The sequence below is a fragment of the Caproiciproducens lactatisolvens genome (assembly GCF_052443335.1).
Lineage (GTDB): Bacteria > Bacillota > Clostridia > Oscillospirales > Acutalibacteraceae > Caproiciproducens.
Genome location: NZ_CP195750.1, coordinates 2,620,873 through 2,643,635 on the forward strand (window position 1 = coordinate 2,620,873; position 22,763 = coordinate 2,643,635).

Below are 22,763 nucleotides of genomic sequence, written 5' to 3' on the forward strand. Positions count from 1 at the left end.
TTTGATGTCTCCTCTCTGCTATTTAATGGAAGCTCCATTTCAGTGCTTCATAGAATTTTGTATATTTTGCGTAGTGCTCCGCGTAAAGAGGAACATTTTCAGCAATCGGCATCGTCACGCTTTCCGGACGGATCAAGGGTACGGTTTCCTCCAGACTGCCCCAGACGCCTGCCGTCACGCCCGCCGCCAGAGCCGCCCCGAACGAACCGCCTTCCGCACTGCCGTATACGGTCCGCACGGGAAGGCCAAAGACGTCCGCAAAAATCTGCCGCCAGAGCGGGCTGACTGCTCCGCCGCCCGCAATGACGATTTCACTGGAACCCTCAGCGCCGATCATCCCGTACACCTGACGCAGGGAAAAGGCAACGCCTTCCAGAACACTTCTGGCAAAATGCCCTTTCCCGTGGCGGGAAGTCACGCCGAGGAACGCCCCTTTTGCGGCGGGGTCATTCAGCGGCGCCCTCTCGCCGGACAAATACGGCAGGAAAAACATTCCTTCACAGCACGGGGAAACGCAAGCCGCTTCCGCGTCAAGCAGCGCGAACGCGCTTTTACCTTCCGCCGCCGCTTTCTGCATTTCATACTGCCCAAGCGCATTCCGGAACCACTGATAGGAACCGGCCGCAGCGAGCGTTACGCCCATCGCGCTGAACGAACCCGGTTCATTTCCGCAGAACACCTGAAGCACCCCCCTCGGGTTCTCCAGAAAGGACCCAAGGCTCATGGCAACAACGCCGGAGGTTCCGACCGTCACGCCGATCCGGCCCGATTTCGCCAGCCCGAGACCCGTAGTGGAAATGACTGCGTCTCCGCCGCCGCCCCCGATGGGGGTCCCCTCCGGCAGCCCCGTGAGTTCCGCCGCTTCTTTTGTCACATATCCCGAAACGGCGGTGGATTCCACCGCTTCCGGGAATAAATCGGGATCAAGGCCGACTTTCCGGATCAAAGAGACCGCCCATCCGCGTTCGCGTACGCAGAAGAAGCCCGTACCGGAAGCGTCGGAAACGTCCGTCTTGATTTCCCCCGTCAGCTTCAAGCGAATATAGTCTTTCGGGTTGATCGCGCGAACGGTCTTCCCGTAATTTTCAGGTTCCTTTTCCTTCATCCAGAGGATTTTTCCACCCGTGTATCCCGTCAGCATTTGGTTATTGGTCGCCGCCAGAAGCGCGTCCGGCCCCCCGGCCAGTTTGGTGATTTCTTCGCACTGTGCGCCGGTCCTCTGGTCATTCCAGAGAATTGCCCGCCGTACTACGCGGTTTTTATGATCCAGCGCCACCATCCCGTGCATCTGACCCGACAGGCCCACAGCAGCGACTGTTTTTCCTTTCAGAAGCGGCGCGGCTTTCCGGAGTCCGGACACCACGCCTTTCCACCAGTCCTCGGGGTCCTGTTCGGACCACCCTTCCTGCGGTGCATAACAGGGATATTCCTCCACGACGGAGCCCAGAATGGTTCCGCATTCGTCCAGCGCGAGAATTTTGCACCCGGAAGTCCCAACGTCTATCCCGAGCATACATTTTCCATCCATCTGATTCCCTCCGTTCCGCCGTCACAGCGTAATATTCCGGCCCTTTAGACCGGGGAAGGCTTCGTCCGCCTGCAGACCGGATTCCGGATGCGCGATCAGCCACTTATTCCGCGCGAACAGCAGTCTATCTTCGCCCGCCGTTTCCGGTTTTGCCTGAAGCGGAAGATTGGTCCCCCGCGGCAGGACGATCGCGTCGCGGAACCCCTCCGCCGACGCATTGCAGGGAGCGAAATGCAGGGTAGTGGCATACAGCTCCACCACCGTCCCGGCGGGAACCTTAAACGCTTCGACAAGAGCGGTATCGTATTCAAAGGTCAGGGCGTCGACATCCTGCAATAAACCCAGCAGCAAAATCAGATCTGTTCCCGCAATGTTGATTTCGGAGCTGCGGTGGTATTCCAGGGCATTGAGCCGGTCATTGCTGCCGTTGCAATAGCCGAGCTCGATTTCCATACCGCCGAATTCCCGGTCCCGCAGCGCCCGGAATATTTCCAGCTTTTCAAGCTCCGGATCGGAAGCCGCGTAAATCGTGGAATCGGGCGGTTTCGGCGTTTCCGCCAACTTTTTCAGAAGCTGGGCGCAATCGAATCCAGTCACAATTCTTCCGTATTTCTGAAATGCTTTTTCCCGGACCGATTGAACCGCAATTGTCTCACTCATCGTCTTCACTATCCTTAGAAAAATTTTAAAGGTGCTTCTTACGTAAATATCTTTTTAAAAAGAGTCATGGTATACTCGGAATGTTTTTGCAAATAAAAAATGAAGAGCAGGTAAATTTATGTTGAGAACAGCTTTCCTATGTGCAAAATAACGGATACCGCGGCCATGATTTTGACCGGCAGGCTGCCGCCGGGTGGCTTTCACGGGTTAACGCCCGAACAGCGGCCCGAAACGCCCATATGAGAACTAAAATTAAAAACTTAAAGAAAACTTGTAAAAATATCGGTCCGGATATGGAATCCGGAATTGATTCGTGTTATGATTTTCATAAAAATAGAAATCTTAAAGGGTGTATTGGATTGAATAATCTTCAGGTAAGAGATGCAAATAAAAACAGAATCATCAACTTTCTTTACTCCAACAACGGAGCAACCAAACAAAATATTGCGGAAACTCTGGGGCTGAGTATGCCCACGGTTTCCCTTATTTTAAAAGACCTCGAAAGGCGCGGTCTGGTAACGAAGTCCGGAACGCTGGAATCTTCCGGGGGAAGAAAGCCGTTCGTCAACTCATTGGCGTATGGCGCCAGACTTTCCTGCGGAATAGAGGTAACCCAGAACCATATCCGCTTTGTAATGATCGATCTTGGGGAAAATGTCCTTTTCTATAAAAAAATCCGCGAAACGTTTCAAAACGACGATGCTTATTTTAAAACTCTGGCCGATAATTTAGAGCTTTTCCTGCAGGAAGACCATGTGGACTGCGGCAAGCTTCTGGGAATCGGCATTGCGGTCCCCGGACTGATGAACCCGAAATCCGACATTTTGGAATACAGCCCGACGCTGCGTGTAAAAGACCTTCCGATCGACCGCCTGAAAAAGTATATCCCATACCCCGTTATGGTCAACAATGAAGCAAGTCTGGCCGGCCTTGCAGAAATCTGGAAAATGGATGGAACGGAAAGCGCCGTCTTTCTTTCCGTCAACAAAGGGGTCGGCGGAGCAATTATCATTGACAACAAGCTTTACGGCGGCGTAAACGGGCATTCCGGAGAATTCGGCCACATGACGATCGTTCAGGACGGCCTCGTTTGTTCCTGCGGAAAAAAGGGATGTCTGGAAGCATACTGTTCCACAAAGGTTTTAACGGAGCCGAATTTTGAAGATGTCGACGATTTCTTCGCGGCGCTTGAGATGGGCAACCAATATTGCAGGCAGAAATGGGAAATCTATCTGGATTACCTCGCTACGGGAATCAATAATATCCGGACGATCTTCGACTCCGATATTATTATCGGTGGTGAAATTGACCGGTACCTCGAAAAACACTCGGACCTGCTGTTTAAAAAGCTGCTTCCGCTTAATTCCTTCGGGACTTCCCCGGATTATCTGCATTTCAGCCGCTTTAACGACAAGGCAAGCGCGATCGGCGCCGCACTGCTGCAAATCGATTCGTTTCTGAACGACTGAACCGCTTATTTCCGGTCCGTATTGCCGGGATTTTCTGTTCCCCCTTTTTCAGAACACTCTGTTTTACAATCGCTTGCCGTATCGGCAAGCGATTGTTTGTATTCCCTCCACGCGTAGGCTCCGAACGCCGCGGAAGCCAGAAGAAAAACAGCGCTGACAAGTCCTGTGACCCAAAGTGGGAGAGTGCTTGTTTTTTGGACAGCCGCTTCGACGATGCCTTTCGTCAGATACAGCAGATAAAGCACAACCAGCGCGCGCAGGGTCAGCCTGACTCTGGCATGCTTCCGCTTGCCCTGAATTTCTTCGGATTGATTCTGCATAGGTCAGCCCCGCATTCTTTTTTATGTATTCAATCGGTCTGTACAGTCTACTGCTTTCCTACCTTATGGTTTGAAACGACGTCAAAGATAACGGCCGCCAGAAGCACGGCTCCTTTGACCACATACTGCCACTCGTCCGGCAGTCCGTAAATCGACATGCCCTGATTCATAACCCCGAGCAGAATGGCGCCGATCATAATGCCGGAAATGGTGCCGGAGCCGCCGTAGGCCGACGCGCCGCCGATAAAACAGGCAGCGATCGCGTCCATTTCGTAGGAATTCCCCATGTTGCCGTCTACGGAGCCGATACGGGCCGCTACCAGCAGTCCGGAGAACCCGGCCAGCACGCTCATGAGAAAGTACGCCCAGAAATATACGCGCCTCGGATCAATGCCGGACAGCTTCGCGGCTTTCTCATTCCCGCCCACGGCGTAAAAATACCGGCCGAAGGCAGTCTTGATCGTAATAAACGCGAAAATCAATACCACCAGCAGAATCCAGAGCAGCATAACCGGGATGCCTTTATAGTTTGCAAGCTTCCAGCAGTACGCAATAATCAGGGCGTCTATCACGCCGATCTTGATAAAAGTCGTCGCGGTGGACTCCACTTCATAGTTCTTTTTCGCCCTCTTGGCCCGGTTGGCAAGCATCAGGACGGTCAGAAGAACGGAAACCGCTATCCCGGTAATCAGCGCCGACGGGTGGAAGGACTTGGTGTCCAGCCCAGGAACGTCAATATAAGAAATAAACGTGTTGAGGAACGCGGTGTTCTGAATATTGACAGTTTTGGATGCCAGGACGACGCGCCCAAGCCCCCGGAACAGGAACATGCCCGCCAGAGTCGCGATAAACGGCGGGACGTGAATATAGCCGATCCAGAATCCCTGCCAGATACCGATCACGGCGGCAATCAGCAGCGCAATAAGAATGGTAGGCAGCGCACCCATGGAATTCTGGCCCATCAGCTGCGCCGCAACGGCGCCGACCAGGCAGAGCGTAGCGCCAACCGACAGGTCAACGTTGCCGCCGGTCAAGATACACAGCAGCATACCGCATGCCATCACCAGAACATAGGCGTTCTGCAGCAGCAGATTCGAGATATTTTGGGCATACATCAGCCTGCCGTTCGTCAGGACCGAGAAGAAAATAAAGACTACGACCAACGCGATGGCCATTGTATATTTTTTAATCAGGGTAGATGCTTTCGTAGATGCTTTCATACTTCTGCCTCCTATGCGTCCTTTTGTTCATCGGGGACGCTTTTTTTGCCGGAGCGGAGAATCGCGGCCATGATCTTTTCCTGCGTTGCTTCAGCGCTTTCCATCTCGGCTACCAGGGAGCCTTCGTTCATGACGTAGATTCTGTCGCACATTCCCAGAAGTTCCGGCAGCTCGGATGAAATCATGACGACCGATTTCCCTTGTACGGCCATATCGTTCATAATGCAATAAATTTCATACTTCGCTCCCACATCGATCCCACGGGTCGGCTCATCCAGAATCAGGACATCCGGATCCGCAAACATCCACTTTGAAAGCAAGACCTTCTGCTGATTGCCGCCCGAAAGATTCCCTACAAGCTGCTGCACGGTCGGCGTCTTGATGTCCAGAGCTGTTCTGTATTTTTCAGCGACATGGTTTTCCATGCCGACGTCGATGACCCCTCGGTTGTCACAGATCTTCTGCAGCCGGGCCATCGTAGTGTTCTTTGCGATCGTGTCGATCAGAACCAGTCCGTTCGTCTTACGGTCTTCGGTCACATAGGCGAGGCCGTGCTCAATGGCTTCTTTTTCGGTTTTCAGGTGGACCTCCTGCCCGTTCAAAAACTCCTGTCCGGAAATACTGCTGCCGTAGTTTTTCCCGAACAGGGACTTTGCCAGTTCGGTGCGCCCCGCGCCCTGCAGACCGGAAAAGCCGACAATTTCCCCCTTATGTACATGAAAACTGACATTGTTTACCACGCATTTTTCTGTGTAAACCGGGTGGCAGACGCTCCAGTTTTTTACTTCCATACCGATTTCCGGACTGACCTTATGTTCTCTGGAGGGAAAACGGCTGGTCAGTTCGCGGCCAACCATCCCCCTGATGATACGGCTCTCGTCAATGTTATGACTTTCATTTTCGATTGTCTCGATCGTCGCTCCGTCCCGCAGAACCGTGATCCTGTCGGCCACGTAGGCCACCTCCGACAATTTATGCGAAATAAGGATAGAAGTCATACCCTGCTTTTTAAATTGCAGCAGCATATCTAAAAGCATCTTCGATTCTTCTTCATTCAGAGAAGAGGTCGGTTCGTCCAAAATCAACAGTTTTACGTTTTTCGAAAGCGCTTTTGCAATTTCGACCAGTTGCTGCTTCCCTGTTCCAATGTCCTTGATTAGTGTCGTTGCCCTCTCCTGCAGCCCCACTTCTTTTAAGTGTTTTTCCGCCTGGTTATAGGTTTCGTGCCAATCGATGCCAAGACTCCCCTTACGTTCATTTCCAAGAAACATGTTTTCGCCAATGGAAAGCTCCGGAATCAGAGCCAGCTCCTGATGAATAATGACGATCCCCAGCTTTTCGCTGTCGTGAATGCGTTTAAACTGGCATTCTTCCTCATTGAAAAGAATCGTACCCTCATACTCTCCGTAGGGAATGGTCCCGCTTAAAACATTCATCAGGGTTGATTTTCCGGCGCCGTTTTCCCCGACCAGCGCGTGGATTTCCCCGCGCTGTACTTCCAGATTTACATTGTCAAGCGCTCTGACACCGGGATACAGTTTTGTGATGTTTTTCATCCATAGAATATTGTCCGGCATGCTGATGCCCCCTGAAACGAGTATTTTTTATGTTTGATCAATGAAAGGATGGACGGGGCCAAATCGGCCCCGTCCGAAGCAGCAGCCGTCAATTACTTCTTTGCTTTGGGATATTTACCGTCCATCGTGTAGTATCCCGTGTCAACCAGTTCTTTCTGGAGATTGTCTTTCGTAACGACGGTCGGCACAAGCAGGAAGGAAGGAACAATTCCCTTCTTATTATCATAAGACTTCGTGTCGTAAGAGCAGTCGAACTTCCAGCCCGCCGACTGAATCAGCTGACCGTCCGGCTTATCCCCGTTCAGGATTGCCATGCCGAGATCAAGCGTAACGACCGCTTCGTTTGCAACCGCCTTATAAACGGTCATGGACTGCTTGCCGTCCAGAATGTTCGCGAGGTTTGCTTCATCGCCGTCCTGCCCCGTGATAACCGGAGTATTGTTACCCTTATAGTCGGATTCGATCGCCTGGGTAACGCCGAGAGCCGTGGAGTCGTTGGAGCAAAGGGCGACATCCAGCTGCGTTTTGCCGTCCGAATAGTACGAAGCCAAAATGTTCTGCATACGGTTCATCGCGTTTTTGGTATCCCAGGCCGCGGTTGCAACCTGCTGGAACGTCGTCTGGCCGGACGGGATCTTCAGAATGCCGTCGTCTATGTAGGGTTTCAAGGCGTCCATCGCGCCGTTAAAGAAGAAAGTCGCGTTGTTGTCGGCCGGATCACCCGCGGTGAACTCGATGTTATAGGTCTTGGATTTGTCGCCCTGCTTCAAACCGAGCTGATCGATTACGAACTGGCCCTGCAGCTGGCCTACCTTGTAGTTATCGAACGACACGTAGTAGGCGATTGCGTCTGTGTTCATAATCAGCCGGTCATAGGAGATAACAGGAATATTTGCGCTCTTTGCGCTGCTCAAAACGTTGGAAAGTGACTCGCCGTCGATCGCCGCCACAACCAGAAGGTTGACTTTGTCGGCAATCAGATTTTCAATATCCTTGACCTGCTGGTCAATTTTGTTGTCCGAATAAGTAAGCTTTACATCGCAGCCCTTACCCTTAAACTGCTGCTCCAGATAAGAACCGTCCCGGTTCCAGCGCTCCAGAGACTTCGTGGGCATGGAAATGCCGATCAGCTTGCCGCCGCCCGTTGTTCCCCCGCCGGAAGTTTCCTCGGTGCTTGCCGCGGCAGGCGTGCTTGCACCTTCCGAACCATTGCTGCAGGCCGCCATCGTCAGAACCATTGCACAGGCCAATACAGCTGCCAAAAACTTTTTCATAATACGTTCCTCCTTACAAATAACCTATTACTTGTTAAGTAAATATCTTTTATAAATGATATTTACTTAAGTGCTTAAATCATAAAGCTTTTTTCAAATGAAGTCAATACTATTTTGTCTATTTTCTACTTTTTAGAAATACTGTCCAATATTATTTTGTTGTTTTTATACATTAAGCACGAATCAGATGTTCTCAATATACTCTTTGATATAGTGCCAGGCTACGCCCATCATATCGGCTCTGCGCGGATAACGGCACAATCTGACGTATTCCGCATTGTCCTCAAACGTATTTCTTTCCGAGACCATTCTTCTTAGTTCCGGCATATATGGTTCCAGATATTGGGCAAGAAATCCCCCCAGAATCACGTCACAGTCCAGCGCCATGCGAATATTGTTGATCCCGACGGACAGATGCTCCAGAAGGTCCTGCCAAAGCGCCTGATATTCCGGATTTCCCTTTTCAAGATCTTCAAAAAATTCCTCAACCGTGATTCCAAGCTTCGCACTAATCCGCAGCGCCGAACAATAAGCCTCCAGACAGCCTTTTTTTCCGCAGTTGCAGGGAAGCCCGCCCGGTTCCACGCACATATGGCCGAACTCCCCGCTTCTTTTGTTCTTCCCAAAATACGGCGCCCCATTGATGAAAACCGCCCCGCCGACGCCGTTTTCCAAATAAAGATAGGCAATATCGCTGCTCACAGCATTTCGCGATTCAAACCATTCGGCAAATCCGCCGCTGGTCCCGTCGTTTTCAATGTAGGTCGGATAGGGGATCGGCTCCCGGATCGTACCAAGACTGATATCACGCATTCGCAGGGTCGGCGACAGTTTCACTTCGTCCTTTTCTTCATCCAGAACCGCCGGCAGCGTGATTCCGACACCCAGCAGCTGGCTGCGGTCCAGCCGATTCTTGTCAAAAAAGATCTCCAGTTCATCCCTGATCAGCCTGCCGATATCGTCTCCTTTTAACGACCCCATCTCGATTTTCTGATAGGCCAGTTCTTCCTGCTTTAAATCTGACGCGAGAAAGCGCAGTTTATCCGCAGTGATTGAAATTCCCACCGCAAACTTGAGATTGCTGACGACGGAATACCCAACCGGGCGGCGGCCTCCCGTGGATTTCTGTATCTGTCCCACCCGAATTAATCCGGCGTTCAGCAGTTCTGTGATATTCTGGTGGACGGTCGGAAGGCTCAGCTTCAGCTGCTGTGCGATTTCCTGTTTGGAGGGCGGCGTTTCGGATTCATAAATAAAATTGTAAATACTGTTGCGCGTCAGCCTGCGTCTTTCGGTAGCAGGCATTTTTAAATCTTTCATACTATTTACTCTCCATCTTTTGCAAAAGTGTTTTATATATTACACTATCTATTTCCTGATTTGTCAATCATTATTTGAACGCGGTAAAATCCCGCCGCTTTAGGGACACGAACAAAATGAGAGGTGAAAAAGACATACGATAGACTTCCTTTAAACCGTATGGTTTCAACCGGCTAAACCGAATGCTCATAATAAGGGGGTGACCGGTGGATTATGTTACGGATGCGAAATGCAATGAAAAGCACACCAGACCATGATTCCTCTTATTATAAAAAAATAAGCACAAACATCACCAGCTGCTGGTGCATGCCTATGCTTATATAGTGCCAATCCGAAGTTCAAGTTACCATAGATTACTATGAAGCGCAATTATAAATTATTGGTCTTAAGGCCTTCCCTCCGTATTTGGTGGCTCGTATTCGTAATTGTTGGCGATTCCGTATTTTTTCATCTTTCTCCACAGTGTTGTGGTACTGATGCCCATCTCCCTGGCAACCGCTTTGTGGTTTCCGCCGCATTTTTTCAAAAGCTCTACAATGTCGGACACTTCCGGATATTTGTACACGATAACGTGCTTTTCTCCGTTGGAAACTTTTATTTCAGGATATAATTCCTCCAGTAAACCTGTCACCATAACCTGATCGATATTTTTTTGTAAGTCGTAATAAAAAGTCTTTCACAAAAATTTTCCAGCTGAATCAGGTTTCCTTCCCATCCGTATTCCAGAATGACGGCCATCGCTTCGTCCGTCAGTGTGAGATGTGTGGGATATTTCTCCGTGAATTGCTTCAGATACTGTTTTACCATTTTTTCAATATCCTCTTTTCTTTCGCGGATCGGTGGAATATTCAACGTAAGCGCATTGAGACTGTAATACAGGTCCTTTCTAAACGTCCCGTTTTTTACAAGCAGGCTAAGATCCCGATGTGTCCCCGCGATGATGCGGACATCATAACTCTTTTCACCGTTCAGATTGCCCGGCATGAGTCCCTGATAACATATTGTCCTGTAAAGCCCATACTGACTGGCAAAATCCAGCCGTTCAATCTCGCCGATATAGACCGTGCCAAAATTGCATTTCTGAAGGATGCCGCTTGCGCCCCCCTCCCCGCCGTCAGAACTGGCAGTACTCCCAAAAAGATAACCGTATTGCTCTCTGTTGCCCATGGAACTGCAATTCACCATCAAAAACGGGAAATTCTTCTTGCGCTGTGATTGTGGATGCACTGGGCAAAAAGCTCCTTTTCCGTTCCTTCTTCCCCATGAAGGAGGACAGGGTTCTTTGACAGCGCATATTTTTTTCCCAGTTCAATGCTTTGCCTCAATTGGGGCTCCAGCGTCCTTAAAGCGCCAAAATCAAGCTGTGCGATCCGTCCGGACAGATACATATTGTGTATATTTTTATCCATGAATTGCGAAACATTTTTGATTTTGCTGCAGGAAAGGATCGCGCCGGTAATTACCTGGTCGCACCGGATCGGCGCAACACAAAGAAGTAAAGGATTTCTTCGGATCCTAATCGAAGTGGAATAATTATCCCTTTCTCCCTTCAATATGCTTTCTATGGCATTGATGTCGATGTCAGCAAGCTCATCGTCCAACTGCTTGCCGACAATTTCCGATTCCGATTTCCCCAGCAGTTCCTCCATTACACGATTGACAATCAGGATGGTATTCGCTATGTATTGGGTCTATGCTATAGCTTCCATCCGGGTGCCGAAGCATTACGGCCTTGACGGGGATATGTAGTGTGTCATTTGCCATGCTTTACACCTTGCTTTCAATAAGGTCTTCAATAGGGATTCTGAGCCCGTCTGCGATTTTTGCCGCAGTGTCAGGCCGGCAATCCTTCCCATGCAAAATATAAGAAAGGGATTGCCGAGATATTTTTGACGCCTCGGCAAGCGTGGAAACATTATAGCCTTGCTTTGCCATAGCAAGCTGTAGCCTTGAATTGTTGATCTGCACGTTTTTCACCATCCTTTCACCGTTACGGTTAATCTATACACATATTAACCGAATTGGTGAACAATGTCAATAGATTTTTAAAAATATTTTGACAAATCGGTGAATTTGTGTTTATAATATTGACAAAGGAAGGTGTGATCGGATGAATCTTGGTGATCGGATACGAAAGATTAGAACCGATAAAGGAATTACAATGGCCCAGCTTGCTAAAGCCACGAACACAACAGCGGCGGCTATAAGTAGATACGAATTAGGACAGCGCGAGCCTAAAATGGCTATCTTAGAAAAAATATCTGCCGCACTTAATGTCTCTGTACTGGAACTCCTGGGCTTTAAATCACAAGAAGATCTTCAGAATGCAGTCGCAAGGCAAATGATATTAGAAAGTAAAAAAGGGCATCTTGGCGAAATGCAACCGGCAGAAATAACCGCCTTGATAAAAAGCGGCGATGTGGTCTTGGGTAAGGATGGGAAGCCGCAGTGGAATCTAAAAGGACCCGTCAGCAGTTCCGCTCTTGATGAGGACAAGCGTCAACAAGACCTTTTAATACATTTCAGCAGCCTCAACGATAAAGGTCAGAAGAAGGCTGTGGAGCAAGTAGAAGACTTGGCTAAGATACCAGACTATCAGAAGGGAAAGAAGCCGTCAGAGGGCAAATAAAGGTTTTTCACAAAAAAGTGAAATAGCCGCTCAAATTTGAGCACGTTGTAACCAATCTAATTTTGGACTGGTCAAAAGTTCCCCGTCCTCACTGAGGGGAATTTTTCCCCCAATCCGTCGGTTTCTAAAATATTAGACTTCGGCCCAGAAGTTTAACAGGTGCGATTTGAAATCGAACCTGTTCCCTCAGAAAGGAGGCGCGACCTATGCGCAATGCGGTAATTTATGCTCGATACTCATCGGACAAGCAAACAGAAGATAGCATAGAGGCTCAGGTGCGCGCCTGTCGGGATTACGCGGCCGCAAAGGGGTTCCAGATCGTGAATATCTATGCGGATGAAGCGATCAGCGGTAAGGGCGCCGCAACGGCCAGCCGGAAGCAGTATCAGAAGATGCTCCGGGACGCTGAGAAGGGAACCTTTGACACCATTCTGATTCATAAATACGACCGCATAGCGCGTAATCTTGGCGAACACGTCAACCTTGAAAAGAAGCTCAGCAGCTTAGGCGTTTCGTTGATCGCTGCAGCGCAAGACTTTGGCACCAGCAACGAAGCGAAGATCATGCGCGCGCTCATGTGGAGCCTTTCGGAATACTACCTGGATAATCTATCCTCAGAGGTAAAGAAAGGCCACAAGGAAACGGCTCTAAAAGGGCTCCACAACGGCGGTGTGGCCCCGTTTGGCTATGACGTGGTAAATCAGCAATATGTCATAAATGAGTTGGAAGCGGTCTATGTACGCAAGCTGTTTGATGCCGCTATGAATCGCCAGGGATTCACCGAAATTCTTCAGGAGATGGAAGCGCGGGGTATTAAAGGGAAACGCGGCAAGGCCATCAGATACCCTCAGGTTTACGAAATGCTGCGGAATGAAAAATATACCGGGGTGTATGTTTATAGCCCGCAGGAGGAAGCACGGCGCGCAGATCGGCGGGATAAACCGAACGCGATAAGAATAGAAAGCGCCTTGCCGATAATTATCAGCAAGGCGAAATTTATGGAGGTGCAAAAGATTATGTCAGAACGGAAGCAGACAGGCGCGAAAGCAGGGTACCTGTGCAGCGGGCTTGTATATTGCGAATGCGGTGCAAAGATGCACGGCATGAAGTCAAGGCGTAAAGGCCACGAATACCACTATTTCTATTGCTCTAAGAAATGCGGTGCGCCGGTAATTCACATGGACGAAGTGGACAAGGCTGCTACTGACTATCTGCATGATCTGCTTTCCCCTGAGAATCAACAAAAAATTATGCTCGCCCTGCGTCAGTACCAGAACGGTGAACAGGGCCGCATGGACGAATTCAAGGCCGTTCTTTCTAAACGGATAGCGAAAAAGCAGAAGCAGTATGATACCCTCATGAAAAACCTGTCCGGTGCCACGCTGCCCGCTGACATCATTGCAGATATTGGCAAACAGATGCAGAGCCTGAAAGAGGAAATCGCCGCCCTGCAGACCACGGAGCCGCCGAAAGACTTCACTGTGGAACAGATCACCGCATGGCTGAACGCATTGAAAGCCAGCCCGGATGATAAAGCGGTTCACTTGCTGATTGAGCGCATAGACATAAAAGAAAAGACCGTTTTCAGCGTAACAAGTACGTTAAAAACGGTCTTAGGTAATCATGGCGGGTCGCGGTAATTGAGATAATAGGCAAAAGATCTTTGTTTTCAATGGTTTGCGGATTTTCTACTCGCTGCTTTATCCCGTCCGGGCCTTAACTCTTCTCTTAATATAGCTGATTTTTAGTGCATGCGAAAAAGATATCGATTTGATAATCTCTTCACTTACAATGGCGTTGGCGGAGAATTACATAATGTTGGTCCAATAGACAGTGGCCATCTTTCTTACCGCGTGGCCATAAGAAAAATATAATGCTGTAAGTTAAAAGCGGAACCCAAATAAGCCACCGTCGTCTTTATCAGTTAAACGTGGCGAAACGATCATCGAACCAATATCAAAATCCTTTGGCAAATAGTCGTATGGTATCTGGTCGGAGTTCATTGTAATAATATATTGGAAATTATATTTACGTGCAAATTCTGCACCTGTTACCAGTGCGTGAGCGACTTGTCTTGAATCTACTGGATCGAACAAATGGCTATCGTGTACAAGGAAATCAATATTTGAGCCTTGTTCTCTGAGTAAAGAGATCAGTGTCATATCGAAACAATAGATTTGCATAGACTTAATGCCCTTGCTTTTGTCTCCTTGTTTCGATACGTCAATTGCAATACCATTAGCTGTGTTTTCTACGGTCAACAGCCCTGTCTGCTCAAATAAAGTTGAAGATATACTTTCGAAGCGCTGTATTGCTTTATTTATAAAAACAGAGTTTTCTTGAATATTCTGCCCAATTTTTAAGGTTAGTGCTGCACGCTCCATATCCAGTCGCGGCTGTGCATCTTCAATATCCGTCGCAGTTTTCAACCGCTTTTTTAAATCTTCAAGCTCAGCCTGCTTTTTAAGCAAGTCGGAGTTAAGTTTATTATATTGTTCCAATGCTCCGTGTGTTTGAAGTAAGTCCATTATAAAGGTCTGGCGTTGAGTCAAATCAGTTATTTTGCTATTGCGAGCAGATATATTTGCTTTTACTCTCTCAATTTCAGACTGCAGATACAACTTGCGGTTTCTGACAACTGAATCATGAAAGGCCTGAACTTCATCAAACCGCTTTTTTACTATATCAGGGAAAACCTGTAGGGACTCTTGATATAGTTGTTGAAGTGAATCGTAGTCTGGGCTGGATGCCTCTTCAATTGAAGTCGCCAATGAATCTAACAACTCATTTTCAATTGTGTTTTTATCAATACATGTCCTGAGCTCTATTCCGATTTTTGTAAGTTCATTTTCATATTGTCGATACTCGGGCAGCAAGTTGAAAGTCCGAAGATTCGCCTGCATTTCAGAAACCTTTCCTTCAAGGATAGCAATTTGCGATCTCAAATTTGCGGGCGCATCAACAACAGCATCTAAATAACCTTGTTTTAACGATTTTTTCAGTTCTTTTAATGCCTTTTCTTTATCCCTAATAACTTGAAACTCGCTGGATAGTGTCCAGTCTAACCCGAACAGAAAAGATAAATTTATCTGTTCATCATATGACTGCTGCTGGCGAGCATTTTTCTTGGGTTCCAACATCCCCCCGGCCGGCTCTCTACGGACAAAATATGAAAAAAGAGAACGAAATGAGGGGTTGTACTTCGAAGTTGTGTCCACTGTTGATATTGAAAAGAAATATCTGCCCAATACCTTTTTCCAGTCATTAACGCTCGAGAAAAAGAGCTTTATTTCCGCGTCTTCTTCTAAGTCAATATCAAGCTTTAGGTCGATATCGATTCTCTTGTTAAAATAGATCCGATTCTTTTTTGCCGCACCTCTTGATGCGACGAAGGTAACCCCGCTATATTCCATCTCTACACTAAACAAATCACTTTCAAATGCCTCTTTATTATAGAAAGCCCCCTTATCATTGTCAGCCCCAAAAACAAAATTAATAATCTCAATTAAGCTGGATTTTCCAGCGGAATTTCGTGTCTGTTTAACAGTAGACTGTTCAGTTTTATCCACTATCAGCAAATTCATTCCGGGGTCAAAGGAAGGTGCCTTAAATTTTGAATGCGTCGAAAAGACTCTCTTTATCATGACGCACCTCCAACAATCCTGTCATTAACCAGTGCGATGTTTCCAATCTCATACAGCATAGACAGGGCTAATACGAACCAATCATATGTAATATCGCAGTCCTGTGTATACTCACCATATAAAGCTTTAGTGCTACGCCATAATTGATCTACAGACATGGAACCTGAGGAAAGTATATTTTGGATTATTCCTCCAACATAAATAAGAGAGGACTCGCTCCGTAAATGCTTAGTAGGCAATATCATATTGCGTCCCCCTCTCTTGGTTGCTCGAAGATATCACATGTCTGGAAAAAATAAGCCATAATGGTAAGCGCAGAAATCATCGCTGTTGGATTTCCATAATCTGTGCCGCATATAGTAGTAAATATTCGTTGAAAGACATCATCAGGCGAGACACAATCGTTAACTGCAGCTTTATAAATTCTGTTCATTTCAGATGCCGTTTTTTCTTCGAGACTTGGGTCGTGCCATTGTTTAAAGAATAATTCAATCAGATTACTCTTTATCATTCCCGCTTCAAACAACTGTTTTGTCGCGCTGGAAAGTCCATTTGCTTCAAGCTTCTTTTGAGAAACCGGTTTAACCTCACCTGGCAACGGCGCCGATGTCATTGATACGCCCAAAAGTGTTCTCTTTATTGATTCCATCGACAGATTGTTTACATCTGAATATGTAGGGACAGCGCCAAGAACATCACGGACATATTGTTCGGCGGTCTCAAAAAGTGCCGCTTTCAACTCGTCTTTTCCTAAATGAGCAAACTTAATTTCTTTGTGCTCGGCTTGAAATGTCGTTAACTGCTGCAAAACATGCGGAGGCACCCCAACCTTGGCATTGTGCACGAACACCCACGTTTGAATTTTTTTACCCCATTTATCAAGTGCACCAGCAAAGTCCGTTTTCATCTTCTCAGTAGTAGATTTATAATCCAATTCCTCTGGCGCATAAACTTGATAGAAAGTGCCTGTACTTAGAATATAGCCATCGCATTTTTGGTCACCCAACTGACCCCAGGGCCGTGTAGCAACAAAATCCCCAGGATATCGTGCACTCATGATTTTACTAAAGAATGACTGGAACTCATTTGCGGTTTTAGATTGAAACAACAAGTCAAACTTCATATCATAAAAGGCACGTTCCATGCTATCCATAGACATCTGCACCACACTTTCAAAATGGATACGAAAACCCAACTTGATTATAAATCATTGAGTAAAGTTTCTCAATAAAAAACTGCAAATAACTGGTTTCCGTGATAGCCAAATGGTGCACGATGCATATTGTTTATTTAAAAGACCACTTGAATTTGGGTTTTCCTTTACTTAACCTGTGAGTCGTGCCCACTGTCAGGCATCGCCCTCTCCAAAAGCATTTCGGAATAATGCACTTTTAAATCATTCCGAAGCTTTACCAGCTTTTTTTTGATAAAGCTTCTTGTCAATCAGCTCGCGCTCTATAAGGCATCGTTTATCTCTGTTTCTGTCATATCCCTTTCCGTTCGGAACAGTGCGCGTCACAGGGCAGAGACCGTTCCAACTGCCGCGCTGCTTGGCATGGTATTCCTTCTGCTCACGCTTGCTCTGCTTTTGCAGAGGCGTCATCCGAATCATGTGAGCACATCCTTTCCTTTGATTTCTGGTTTACGACCTGCTCAATAAAGTCTCGGCACCGTGCCGGGTAGTCGGGGTAACCGCACAGGAGCATCTTGTTCGGCAGTTCTCTCAGGGCTTCATGGAATGCGTTCTCGTCCTTTTTATTGATGCGGCAGAAGATCGTGCGGTACGGCGAGTCATCCCGACCATATTCCTGCATGAATTTAACAGTCACCTGATGCTTGATGAACAGGCCGTCCGCAAGATAGTCACCAGCGTCGAGAAATACATAATACTTATGCCTGAGAGAAAAGCGTTCAAGGCTCAAATAGTTTTTCAGTTCTTCCTGCATGGCGGCTCCTTCAACAATTATGTTACAAATCCAAAAAAGGCTTGCTTTTTCGACGAGTTTCCGCTATTCTGAAATACTTCCTTCGGAAAACTACAATTTTGGAGGCGAAAGCTATGCAGCAGAATCAATACCCCGTCATTGATCCCGTGGCGACCGGCGAGAACATCGTCAGGCTCCGGCAGGAGCGCGGTCTGTCTGTTCGGGATCTGCAAGCGTTCTTTGGCTTTGAAGAGCCGCAAGCGATTTACAAGTGGCAGCGCGGCAAAAGCCTTCCGTCCGTTGATAACCTGTACGCTCTTGGCGCTTTGCTGGATGTGCCCATGGATGAGATCCTGGTATCAGCAAGGCCACAACTGAACATGATAGTTCTTGAGCAGCAGGCTGATGCCTGCTGCTCAGCCATTTATATAGTAGACCGGCTGTTTTGGATACGGCAGAAGTCCGAAATTGCTTCGACCATTTATTCGAGCGCCTGGGCTTGAGGAGTTGTCCGAGGACGCAACCTGCGGCTGCAGTTGCCCGACAATGAGTTGCCCGAAGGCAATAGAAGTTATTTCATCGGCTTTTCATGCCATTTATGGAGATGTTTGTTTGGCAGGTTGGGAAGACGGATTCGCGGAAAGCGAAAGCGTGACGGAGCGTCGGTTGAAGCTCAAAACGTAGGATGCCTGATTGTATATCTGATTTGACAAGAATCAGTTTTCATCCTTTTATTGAAGCTCCTGTTATGGAGCGATTTAAGCATTATGCAGCGTTATAGTTCATCTGCACCTGAACCGATCTCGGCGCATCCTTATCCTGCCGTACCCAAAACAGTCGGTCTGACGCTCGGGAGCAGGTTATTCCTGCTTCCCGAGGTATGCGGCGAACACATCCGCGAAGCTGTCGTTGACATCGAAAGGCGGCTCGAAGTCCACTTTAGCGTTAACCATGCAGCGATCCAGCTCCGCAGAGACAGAGTCGGCTTTACGGTTCATCTCCGCCAGATGTTTCCGGATCACATTCCGGTCGAAGTTGATCGTGGTCACGCGCTTGACATCGCATTTGTAGGAGACCTGATTGCCGTCAGTGTTGAAGCGGTAACCCACACCGCCGTTGGGTACGTTCACCTCGGAGCTTCTGAGCTCGGACATATGCTGGAAAGTGGCGGCGATGTGCTGCCGTCTGCTGTTCAGGCTGACCTCGCTGTCCATATCGATGGGAAGACCGTTCTTGGCGGCGCGGATGCCCTTGGCAAGCGCCTCATGCTTATCAAGGAGATACAGCAGAAATCCGACCACATCAGTGATCTGCTCGCAGTATTCAGTGGGGGGAACATCGATCGTGGTTTCATTCTCAGCCTCTGCCATGACCTTCTTGCGAAGATAGGTGTTCTGCACCTTGGTCACATTGGAGTCCCTGCCGAGCAGACTCTGTGCCTCATCCATGAGAGCCTGCAGCTTGTTCTGGTATCGGAACGCTTCTTTCAGGTTCATATCTTTCACTCCTATCGTTTGATATTTTTTGATCGTATTGTAGCGCGGGGGGCGCCTGTTGTCATTGAACCGCCAGTTTACTCTTTATCCACCCACAATGTACGGTACAGAGCCGATTGTTCAGTCTTGGCACTCCGTAACGATGTAGTCATAGAGTGCCTCCGGCTCTTTCAGGCACCATTCTCTGCCGTCATCATAGTTTTCCCATACCTTGTAATCGTCAGTTGCCTCGTAAAGCCACCAACCGATATAATCGTATTGATCGTTGACCGCTTCTTTGAGAACCATCAACAGCGCTTCAAACCACTTATTATCACAGCCGAATGTGTCAACGCCGCCCGAGACTTTGTCCAGCGCTGCCGCGACTTCTTCATTGATAGCGTCCTGTTCTCTGATCATCCGCAGCGCTTGACAGAAGGTTCTCTTGGTCAATAAAGCCACTTCATTCTCCATCATCCACCTCACCGCTGAGACACTTGGCCTCCAGCAGATCTTCCTGCGTGTAATCAAAGGGGATTCTGCCCAGCCGGACGGTTTCCTTGAAGAAGAGCAGGGTCGCTTCCTCATGAGTCAAACCATAACGTTTGAGGATTTCCCCGGCTTGCTCGTACAAGTCGGAGTCAATCGTGAACTCAACCGTTTCATACGCTGGTTCCGCGCTTTGCGCTTTCTGGCGCAGGATCTCGTCCAGCGTCACAGGCTCATAGTTCCAGTACATACAGCCGACATTGTAAATCTCATTCTTGAAGCCGCTCTCGTTCAGTTCCTTCGCCATCTTTCGCTCCAGATCTGCTTCATCGGTGAAGTGAGAGTGGCCGTGAAGGTGGATCGCCTGATGTCGGTGTCCGTTGTACAATGGAATGAAGTAGTGACTCAGAATGCACCGGCGAGCGGAACCGTCCTCCAAGGTCACGCAGATATCGTCATAGTCCTTTATACCCGCGAGAGCCGCTTTCGCCTGGGCGTTATGAAGGAAGCGGTCGTGGTTTCCTTTGAGGAGAATGATCTGACCGTTCAGGCTCTTTATCAGGTTGTGTGCGTCGCCGTTTCTGGATTTCCAGATCAGGTCTCCGAGGACATATACGAGATCGCCCTTGCCCACCTTTGCATTCCAGCGGCGCACAAGCTCTGCGTCCATCTCCTCAACGGAGGCAAATGGTCGGTTATCGAAGCGAAGCACATTTTCATGCCCAAAGTGCAGGTCGCTTGTAAAGAATACTTTTTGCAGAACAGATGCCTCCTTTATCCGTTTTCGTTCTCATTTCCGCCAATGCTTTTCCGGAGCATCGTCTCATAGTGAGCTTTCAGATCATCTCGCAGCGCAAGCCAACCGATTCGCTTGTCGAGAGTTTCATATTCCGCTTCTCGCTCAATGTCCTTGATCATGACGGAGATGGTCTTGGTGTCCAGCACTCCGATGTACTTTCGGACAAAATCCATGACCACAGAGGGCATATAGGTGTGTCGCCCGATGGCGTAGCGGAGTGCGCTGTTGATAATACAGCCGAAATCGTCATCGTAGGTACACTCGATCCAGCGTATCGGGCATAGGACTATAAGCGCTCTTTACGCGCATCTTGTATATGCAGCCCCATATGTTTTTGAACTCCCATTCCTCATCTATAAGATACAGGAATGCGCTTGTGATCACTGTCACGGACTCGAGCAGGGGGCGTTCAATATACGCCACATTATGAACTGCCATCGCGTTGCCATCGGTGAACTCTCTGAAAGTGTCAACGGTGGACTTGTGCTTCTCATAGTCCAGAGCATCGATAAACGCTTTGATCTCATCCATCGTGCCGTAGTAGCGCTTTGTGCCGGAGACGAAGCTCGGACTGAAATAGTCATTCAGCGTCAGCGCGTAGAACTTTGGCAGGTGGCCGTTCTCTAACGCCGCGGCAAAGCGCCTGTCAACATCGAAGCTCCATCGCTCCGGGCCAAACTCATCCGGGTATTCATGGATCAGCCAGTCCTTCTTTTCCTTGATCTGCCGGATGATGCCTGATATGTCGTAGTCCGAATAGAGCCGAGCCCCCTGCAAGATATCGATGATCTCCGGGCCCCATACCGTTTCGTCGTATCCTGTGTATCTGTCGTAGTAGGAGCCGTCTTCCGGCGGCACAGTTTCTGTGATTTTGCCCCCATATGAGATGTACAGCCAGTCGTCCTTCAAAAAATGATTCACGAACTTATTCGGGACATACAGCAAATCGGTAATGCCCTTGGTGGACATATAACCCCAGCATTTGTAGTACCGTCCGTAGATGTACCATTCAGGCAGATCCTGCGCCAGTATTTTCGTTCTGCGATGTCCGGAGAACAGAGTCCCGTCATTGCTTTCGATGTAACGGAGGTGATGATCTTTGAACACTCGGATTTCTACTGTATAGAGAGGATTCTTGAACCCGTCCCTCATGAACCGCATCCACCTCCCGCATCGAACTGTTCAGCGGATTCAAACCCGTGATACAGAAAGTGCATTTTGTCGACGCGCTTATCAATGTGCCAGTGTCCGCAGAACCATGCCTTGTACTCGACCGCTTCCTCAATATTGTCAAGCCAGTGTTCGGTACTGTCGTCAACGGTGCTCTGGTCGATCATGGGCAGGAATACCTCTGTCGGCTCATACTTGAAAGGACAGGTATGTGAGAGGATCACATCAAAGTGCTTCTCCGCAATTTGCTGCTCAACATATGCTTTGATCTCGTCGGAGGGCTGTTCATCCTCCCACCAACCGTACCCGCGTGAAAGCCGGTAGAACTTGTCCACGCTGTATGCTCCGCCGATGACGAGGTATTCAAGCCCTTCCAGCGTATAGATATCGCCGTCCCGTGCAAACAGGATATTGGGAAATGTCTCCTCAAACCAGACCGTGCCGCCGTTCCAGTCCTTCGTGATATAGGACGGGATGTTGGCCGGTCTTATTTCATGATTTCCGTGGATGCAGAGGATCGTCGGCTTGAGGCGGTGGAGCACCGTTTTCATCGCTATGTCACGCTCATCAAGGCAGAAGTTCGCTCCTACATCGCCGAGGATCACGACGGTATCGGCAGCCGTCAGATTGAACCGCTTGCAGAACCGCACAACCTCGAATGCCGAACCGTGAGTGTCCCCAGTAAAGTAAACCATTTGGATCGCAACCTTTCCGCGACTATTATATCAGCCTATCTGCCCGAAATCTTGGACACACAGAAAACATAATCACTTTTCCAAAAACATATTCACTATGAAACTGCGCAAAAATAAACCAGCAGTCAAAACCATGACTCCCGGTCGATTGTTTTCTCCGCGAGGTGCGCTAAAATTCTTATCGATCCGTGCGTGTCAGGATGGATTTGTGGTCGCGCAGCGATGTTTTCATTGCTTTTACCGTGTCGGTGATGACCATCCTTTCATAATCGCTGCAATCTGTCAGGAGCATCGTGATCTCTTGACTGGCAGCCATGACGGAGCCGGTGAGCTGCTCAGCAAGGAGAATGTCCGCCGGGATGTCCAGCGCGTTTGCAATTTGTACGAAGGTGTCGAGGCTCATGCTCTTTTTCCCGTTTTCTATGTAGCTGACATAAGTGGGAGATTTGTCTATCAGCTCCGAAAAGTCCAGCTGGGATATGTGGTGTCGCTTTCTGATAATCATGATCCTGTGCCCGATGGCGCGATAGTTTAGACTCATAATAAGAACCTCCAAAATAAAAAATGTC

The 22,763-nt window shown here is 48.5% G+C and carries 25 protein-coding genes and 1 pseudogene; 4 read left to right on the plus strand and 22 right to left on the minus strand.

All coding sequences use genetic code 11. The features are described 5' to 3' along the window. Positions 1-22: 22 nt before the first annotated feature. Together xylB and ACRQV7_RS12825 are read right to left on the minus strand one after the other, a co-directional pair. Positions 23-1,528, minus strand: coding sequence for a xylulokinase (xylB, locus tag ACRQV7_RS12820; RefSeq protein WP_444658436.1), 1,506 nt, complete (start codon positions 1,526-1,528; stop codon positions 23-25). Positions 1,529-1,549: 21 nt separating this feature from the next. Next, on the minus strand, positions 1,550-2,176 hold the full coding sequence (locus tag ACRQV7_RS12825) for a DUF4867 family protein (RefSeq protein WP_444660279.1): 627 nt from the start codon (positions 2,174-2,176) through the stop codon (positions 1,550-1,552). A 371-nt stretch (positions 2,177-2,547) separates the two neighbouring features. On the opposite strand from ACRQV7_RS12825, the gene ACRQV7_RS12830 reads away from it, so the two are divergent. After that, a complete protein-coding gene (locus tag ACRQV7_RS12830; RefSeq protein WP_275713643.1) occupies positions 2,548-3,657 on the plus strand; it encodes an ROK family transcriptional regulator in 1,110 nt (369 codons plus the stop codon). Positions 3,658-3,662: 5 nt separating this feature from the next. Here ACRQV7_RS12830 and ACRQV7_RS12835 read toward each other — a convergent pair whose 3' ends face one another. From ACRQV7_RS12835 to ACRQV7_RS12875, 9 genes and pseudogenes are all read right to left on the minus strand, one after another. Next, entirely contained in the window at positions 3,663-3,977 is a 315-nt protein-coding gene (locus ACRQV7_RS12835; RefSeq protein ID WP_444658437.1) for a hypothetical protein, read from the minus strand. A 47-nt stretch (positions 3,978-4,024) separates the two neighbouring features. Beyond that, positions 4,025-5,197, minus strand: a complete 1,173-nt coding sequence (locus tag ACRQV7_RS12840; protein ID WP_444658438.1) for a sugar ABC transporter permease — start codon at positions 5,195-5,197, stop codon at positions 4,025-4,027. Positions 5,198-5,208: 11 nt separating this feature from the next. Then, complete coding sequence (locus tag ACRQV7_RS12845; RefSeq protein WP_275713640.1) at positions 5,209-6,774, minus strand: sugar ABC transporter ATP-binding protein; 1,566 nt, start codon at positions 6,772-6,774, stop codon at positions 5,209-5,211. Between the two features lie 92 nt (positions 6,775-6,866). Then, a complete protein-coding gene (locus tag ACRQV7_RS12850; RefSeq protein ID WP_275713639.1) occupies positions 6,867-8,048 on the minus strand; it encodes a substrate-binding domain-containing protein in 1,182 nt (393 codons plus the stop codon). 183 nt (positions 8,049-8,231) lie between these two features. Next, a complete protein-coding gene (locus ACRQV7_RS12855) occupies positions 8,232-9,368 on the minus strand; it encodes an ROK family transcriptional regulator (RefSeq protein WP_444658439.1) in 1,137 nt (378 codons plus the stop codon). A gap of 385 nt (positions 9,369-9,753) precedes the next feature. After that, complete coding sequence (locus tag ACRQV7_RS12860) at positions 9,754-10,002, minus strand: helix-turn-helix domain-containing protein (RefSeq protein WP_444658440.1); 249 nt, start codon at positions 10,000-10,002, stop codon at positions 9,754-9,756. Beyond that, positions 9,996-10,220 carry a hypothetical protein gene (locus ACRQV7_RS12865; protein WP_444660281.1) on the minus strand — a complete coding sequence of 75 codons (225 nt, stop codon included), beginning with the start codon at positions 10,218-10,220 and terminating at the stop codon, positions 9,996-9,998. The genes ACRQV7_RS12860 and ACRQV7_RS12865 overlap by 7 nt, the downstream gene beginning before the upstream one ends. Continuing rightward, positions 10,218-11,017, minus strand: a pseudogene (locus tag ACRQV7_RS12870) (sigma 54-interacting transcriptional regulator); the annotation flags it as partial. The pseudogene ACRQV7_RS12870 and the gene ACRQV7_RS12865, both read right to left, overlap by 3 nt. A 118-nt stretch (positions 11,018-11,135) precedes the next feature. Further along, a complete protein-coding gene (locus ACRQV7_RS12875; RefSeq protein WP_444658441.1) occupies positions 11,136-11,336 on the minus strand; it encodes a helix-turn-helix transcriptional regulator in 201 nt (66 codons plus the stop codon). 142 nt (positions 11,337-11,478) lie between these two features. Here ACRQV7_RS12875 and ACRQV7_RS12880 point away from each other — a divergent pair, with 142 nt between their 5' ends. Both ACRQV7_RS12880 and ACRQV7_RS12885 read left to right on the plus strand, forming a co-directional pair. Further along, positions 11,479-11,997, plus strand: coding sequence for a helix-turn-helix domain-containing protein (locus ACRQV7_RS12880; protein ID WP_444658442.1), 519 nt, complete (start codon positions 11,479-11,481; stop codon positions 11,995-11,997). Positions 11,998-12,203: 206 nt separating this feature from the next. Then, a complete protein-coding gene (locus ACRQV7_RS12885) occupies positions 12,204-13,637 on the plus strand; it encodes a recombinase family protein (protein WP_444658443.1) in 1,434 nt (477 codons plus the stop codon). Between the two features lie 243 nt (positions 13,638-13,880). Here the strand turns inward: ACRQV7_RS12885 and ACRQV7_RS12890 are convergent, their stop codons facing one another. The 4 genes from ACRQV7_RS12890 to ACRQV7_RS12905 all read right to left on the minus strand — a co-directional run bounded on the left by ACRQV7_RS12890 (position 13,881) and on the right by ACRQV7_RS12905 (position 17,587). Then, positions 13,881-15,641 (minus strand): ABC-three component system protein, encoded by a 1,761-nt coding sequence (locus ACRQV7_RS12890; RefSeq protein WP_444658444.1) that lies wholly within the window; start codon positions 15,639-15,641, stop codon positions 13,881-13,883. Continuing rightward, on the minus strand, positions 15,638-15,886 hold the full coding sequence (locus tag ACRQV7_RS12895; RefSeq protein WP_444658445.1) for an ABC-three component system middle component 6: 249 nt from the start codon (positions 15,884-15,886) through the stop codon (positions 15,638-15,640). Before ACRQV7_RS12895 ends, ACRQV7_RS12890 begins: the two co-directional genes overlap by 4 nt. Then, positions 15,883-16,794, minus strand: a complete 912-nt coding sequence (locus tag ACRQV7_RS12900) for an ABC-three component system protein (RefSeq protein WP_444658446.1) — start codon at positions 16,792-16,794, stop codon at positions 15,883-15,885. The genes ACRQV7_RS12895 and ACRQV7_RS12900 overlap by 4 nt, the downstream gene beginning before the upstream one ends. Positions 16,795-17,212: 418 nt before the next feature. Further along, positions 17,213-17,587, minus strand: a complete 375-nt coding sequence (locus ACRQV7_RS12905) for a hypothetical protein (protein ID WP_444658447.1) — start codon at positions 17,585-17,587, stop codon at positions 17,213-17,215. 113 nt (positions 17,588-17,700) lie between these two features. On the opposite strand from ACRQV7_RS12905, the gene ACRQV7_RS12910 reads away from it, so the two are divergent. Then, positions 17,701-18,069: a helix-turn-helix domain-containing protein gene (locus tag ACRQV7_RS12910; protein WP_444658448.1), complete on the plus strand. Its 369-nt coding sequence runs from the start codon at positions 17,701-17,703 to the stop codon at positions 18,067-18,069. A gap of 357 nt (positions 18,070-18,426) precedes the next feature. Here ACRQV7_RS12910 and ACRQV7_RS12915 read toward each other — a convergent pair whose 3' ends face one another. The 7 genes from ACRQV7_RS12915 to ACRQV7_RS12945 all read right to left on the minus strand — a co-directional run bounded on the left by ACRQV7_RS12915 (position 18,427) and on the right by ACRQV7_RS12945 (position 22,735). Further along, the gene (locus ACRQV7_RS12915; protein WP_444658449.1) at positions 18,427-19,062 is read right to left on the minus strand and encodes a hypothetical protein; all 636 of its coding nucleotides are present in this window, start codon (positions 19,060-19,062) and stop codon (positions 18,427-18,429) included. 120 nt (positions 19,063-19,182) lie between these two features. After that, on the minus strand, positions 19,183-19,494 hold the full coding sequence (locus ACRQV7_RS12920) for a hypothetical protein (RefSeq protein ID WP_444658450.1): 312 nt from the start codon (positions 19,492-19,494) through the stop codon (positions 19,183-19,185). Between the two features lie 10 nt (positions 19,495-19,504). Beyond that, on the minus strand, positions 19,505-20,308 hold the full coding sequence (locus ACRQV7_RS12925; protein WP_444660282.1) for a metallophosphoesterase: 804 nt from the start codon (positions 20,306-20,308) through the stop codon (positions 19,505-19,507). Next, complete coding sequence (locus ACRQV7_RS12930) at positions 20,305-20,517, minus strand: hypothetical protein (protein WP_444658451.1); 213 nt, start codon at positions 20,515-20,517, stop codon at positions 20,305-20,307. The genes ACRQV7_RS12925 and ACRQV7_RS12930 overlap by 4 nt, the downstream gene beginning before the upstream one ends. Positions 20,518-20,575: 58 nt before the next feature. Beyond that, complete coding sequence (locus ACRQV7_RS12935) at positions 20,576-21,481, minus strand: hypothetical protein (protein ID WP_444658452.1); 906 nt, start codon at positions 21,479-21,481, stop codon at positions 20,576-20,578. Then, positions 21,478-22,194 carry a metallophosphoesterase gene (locus ACRQV7_RS12940; protein WP_444658453.1) on the minus strand — a complete coding sequence of 239 codons (717 nt, stop codon included), beginning with the start codon at positions 22,192-22,194 and terminating at the stop codon, positions 21,478-21,480. Before ACRQV7_RS12940 ends, ACRQV7_RS12935 begins: the two co-directional genes overlap by 4 nt. Before the next feature lie 178 nt (positions 22,195-22,372). Then, on the minus strand, positions 22,373-22,735 hold the full coding sequence (locus ACRQV7_RS12945; RefSeq protein ID WP_444658454.1) for a helix-turn-helix domain-containing protein: 363 nt from the start codon (positions 22,733-22,735) through the stop codon (positions 22,373-22,375). Between the last annotated feature and the right edge of the window lie 28 nt (positions 22,736-22,763).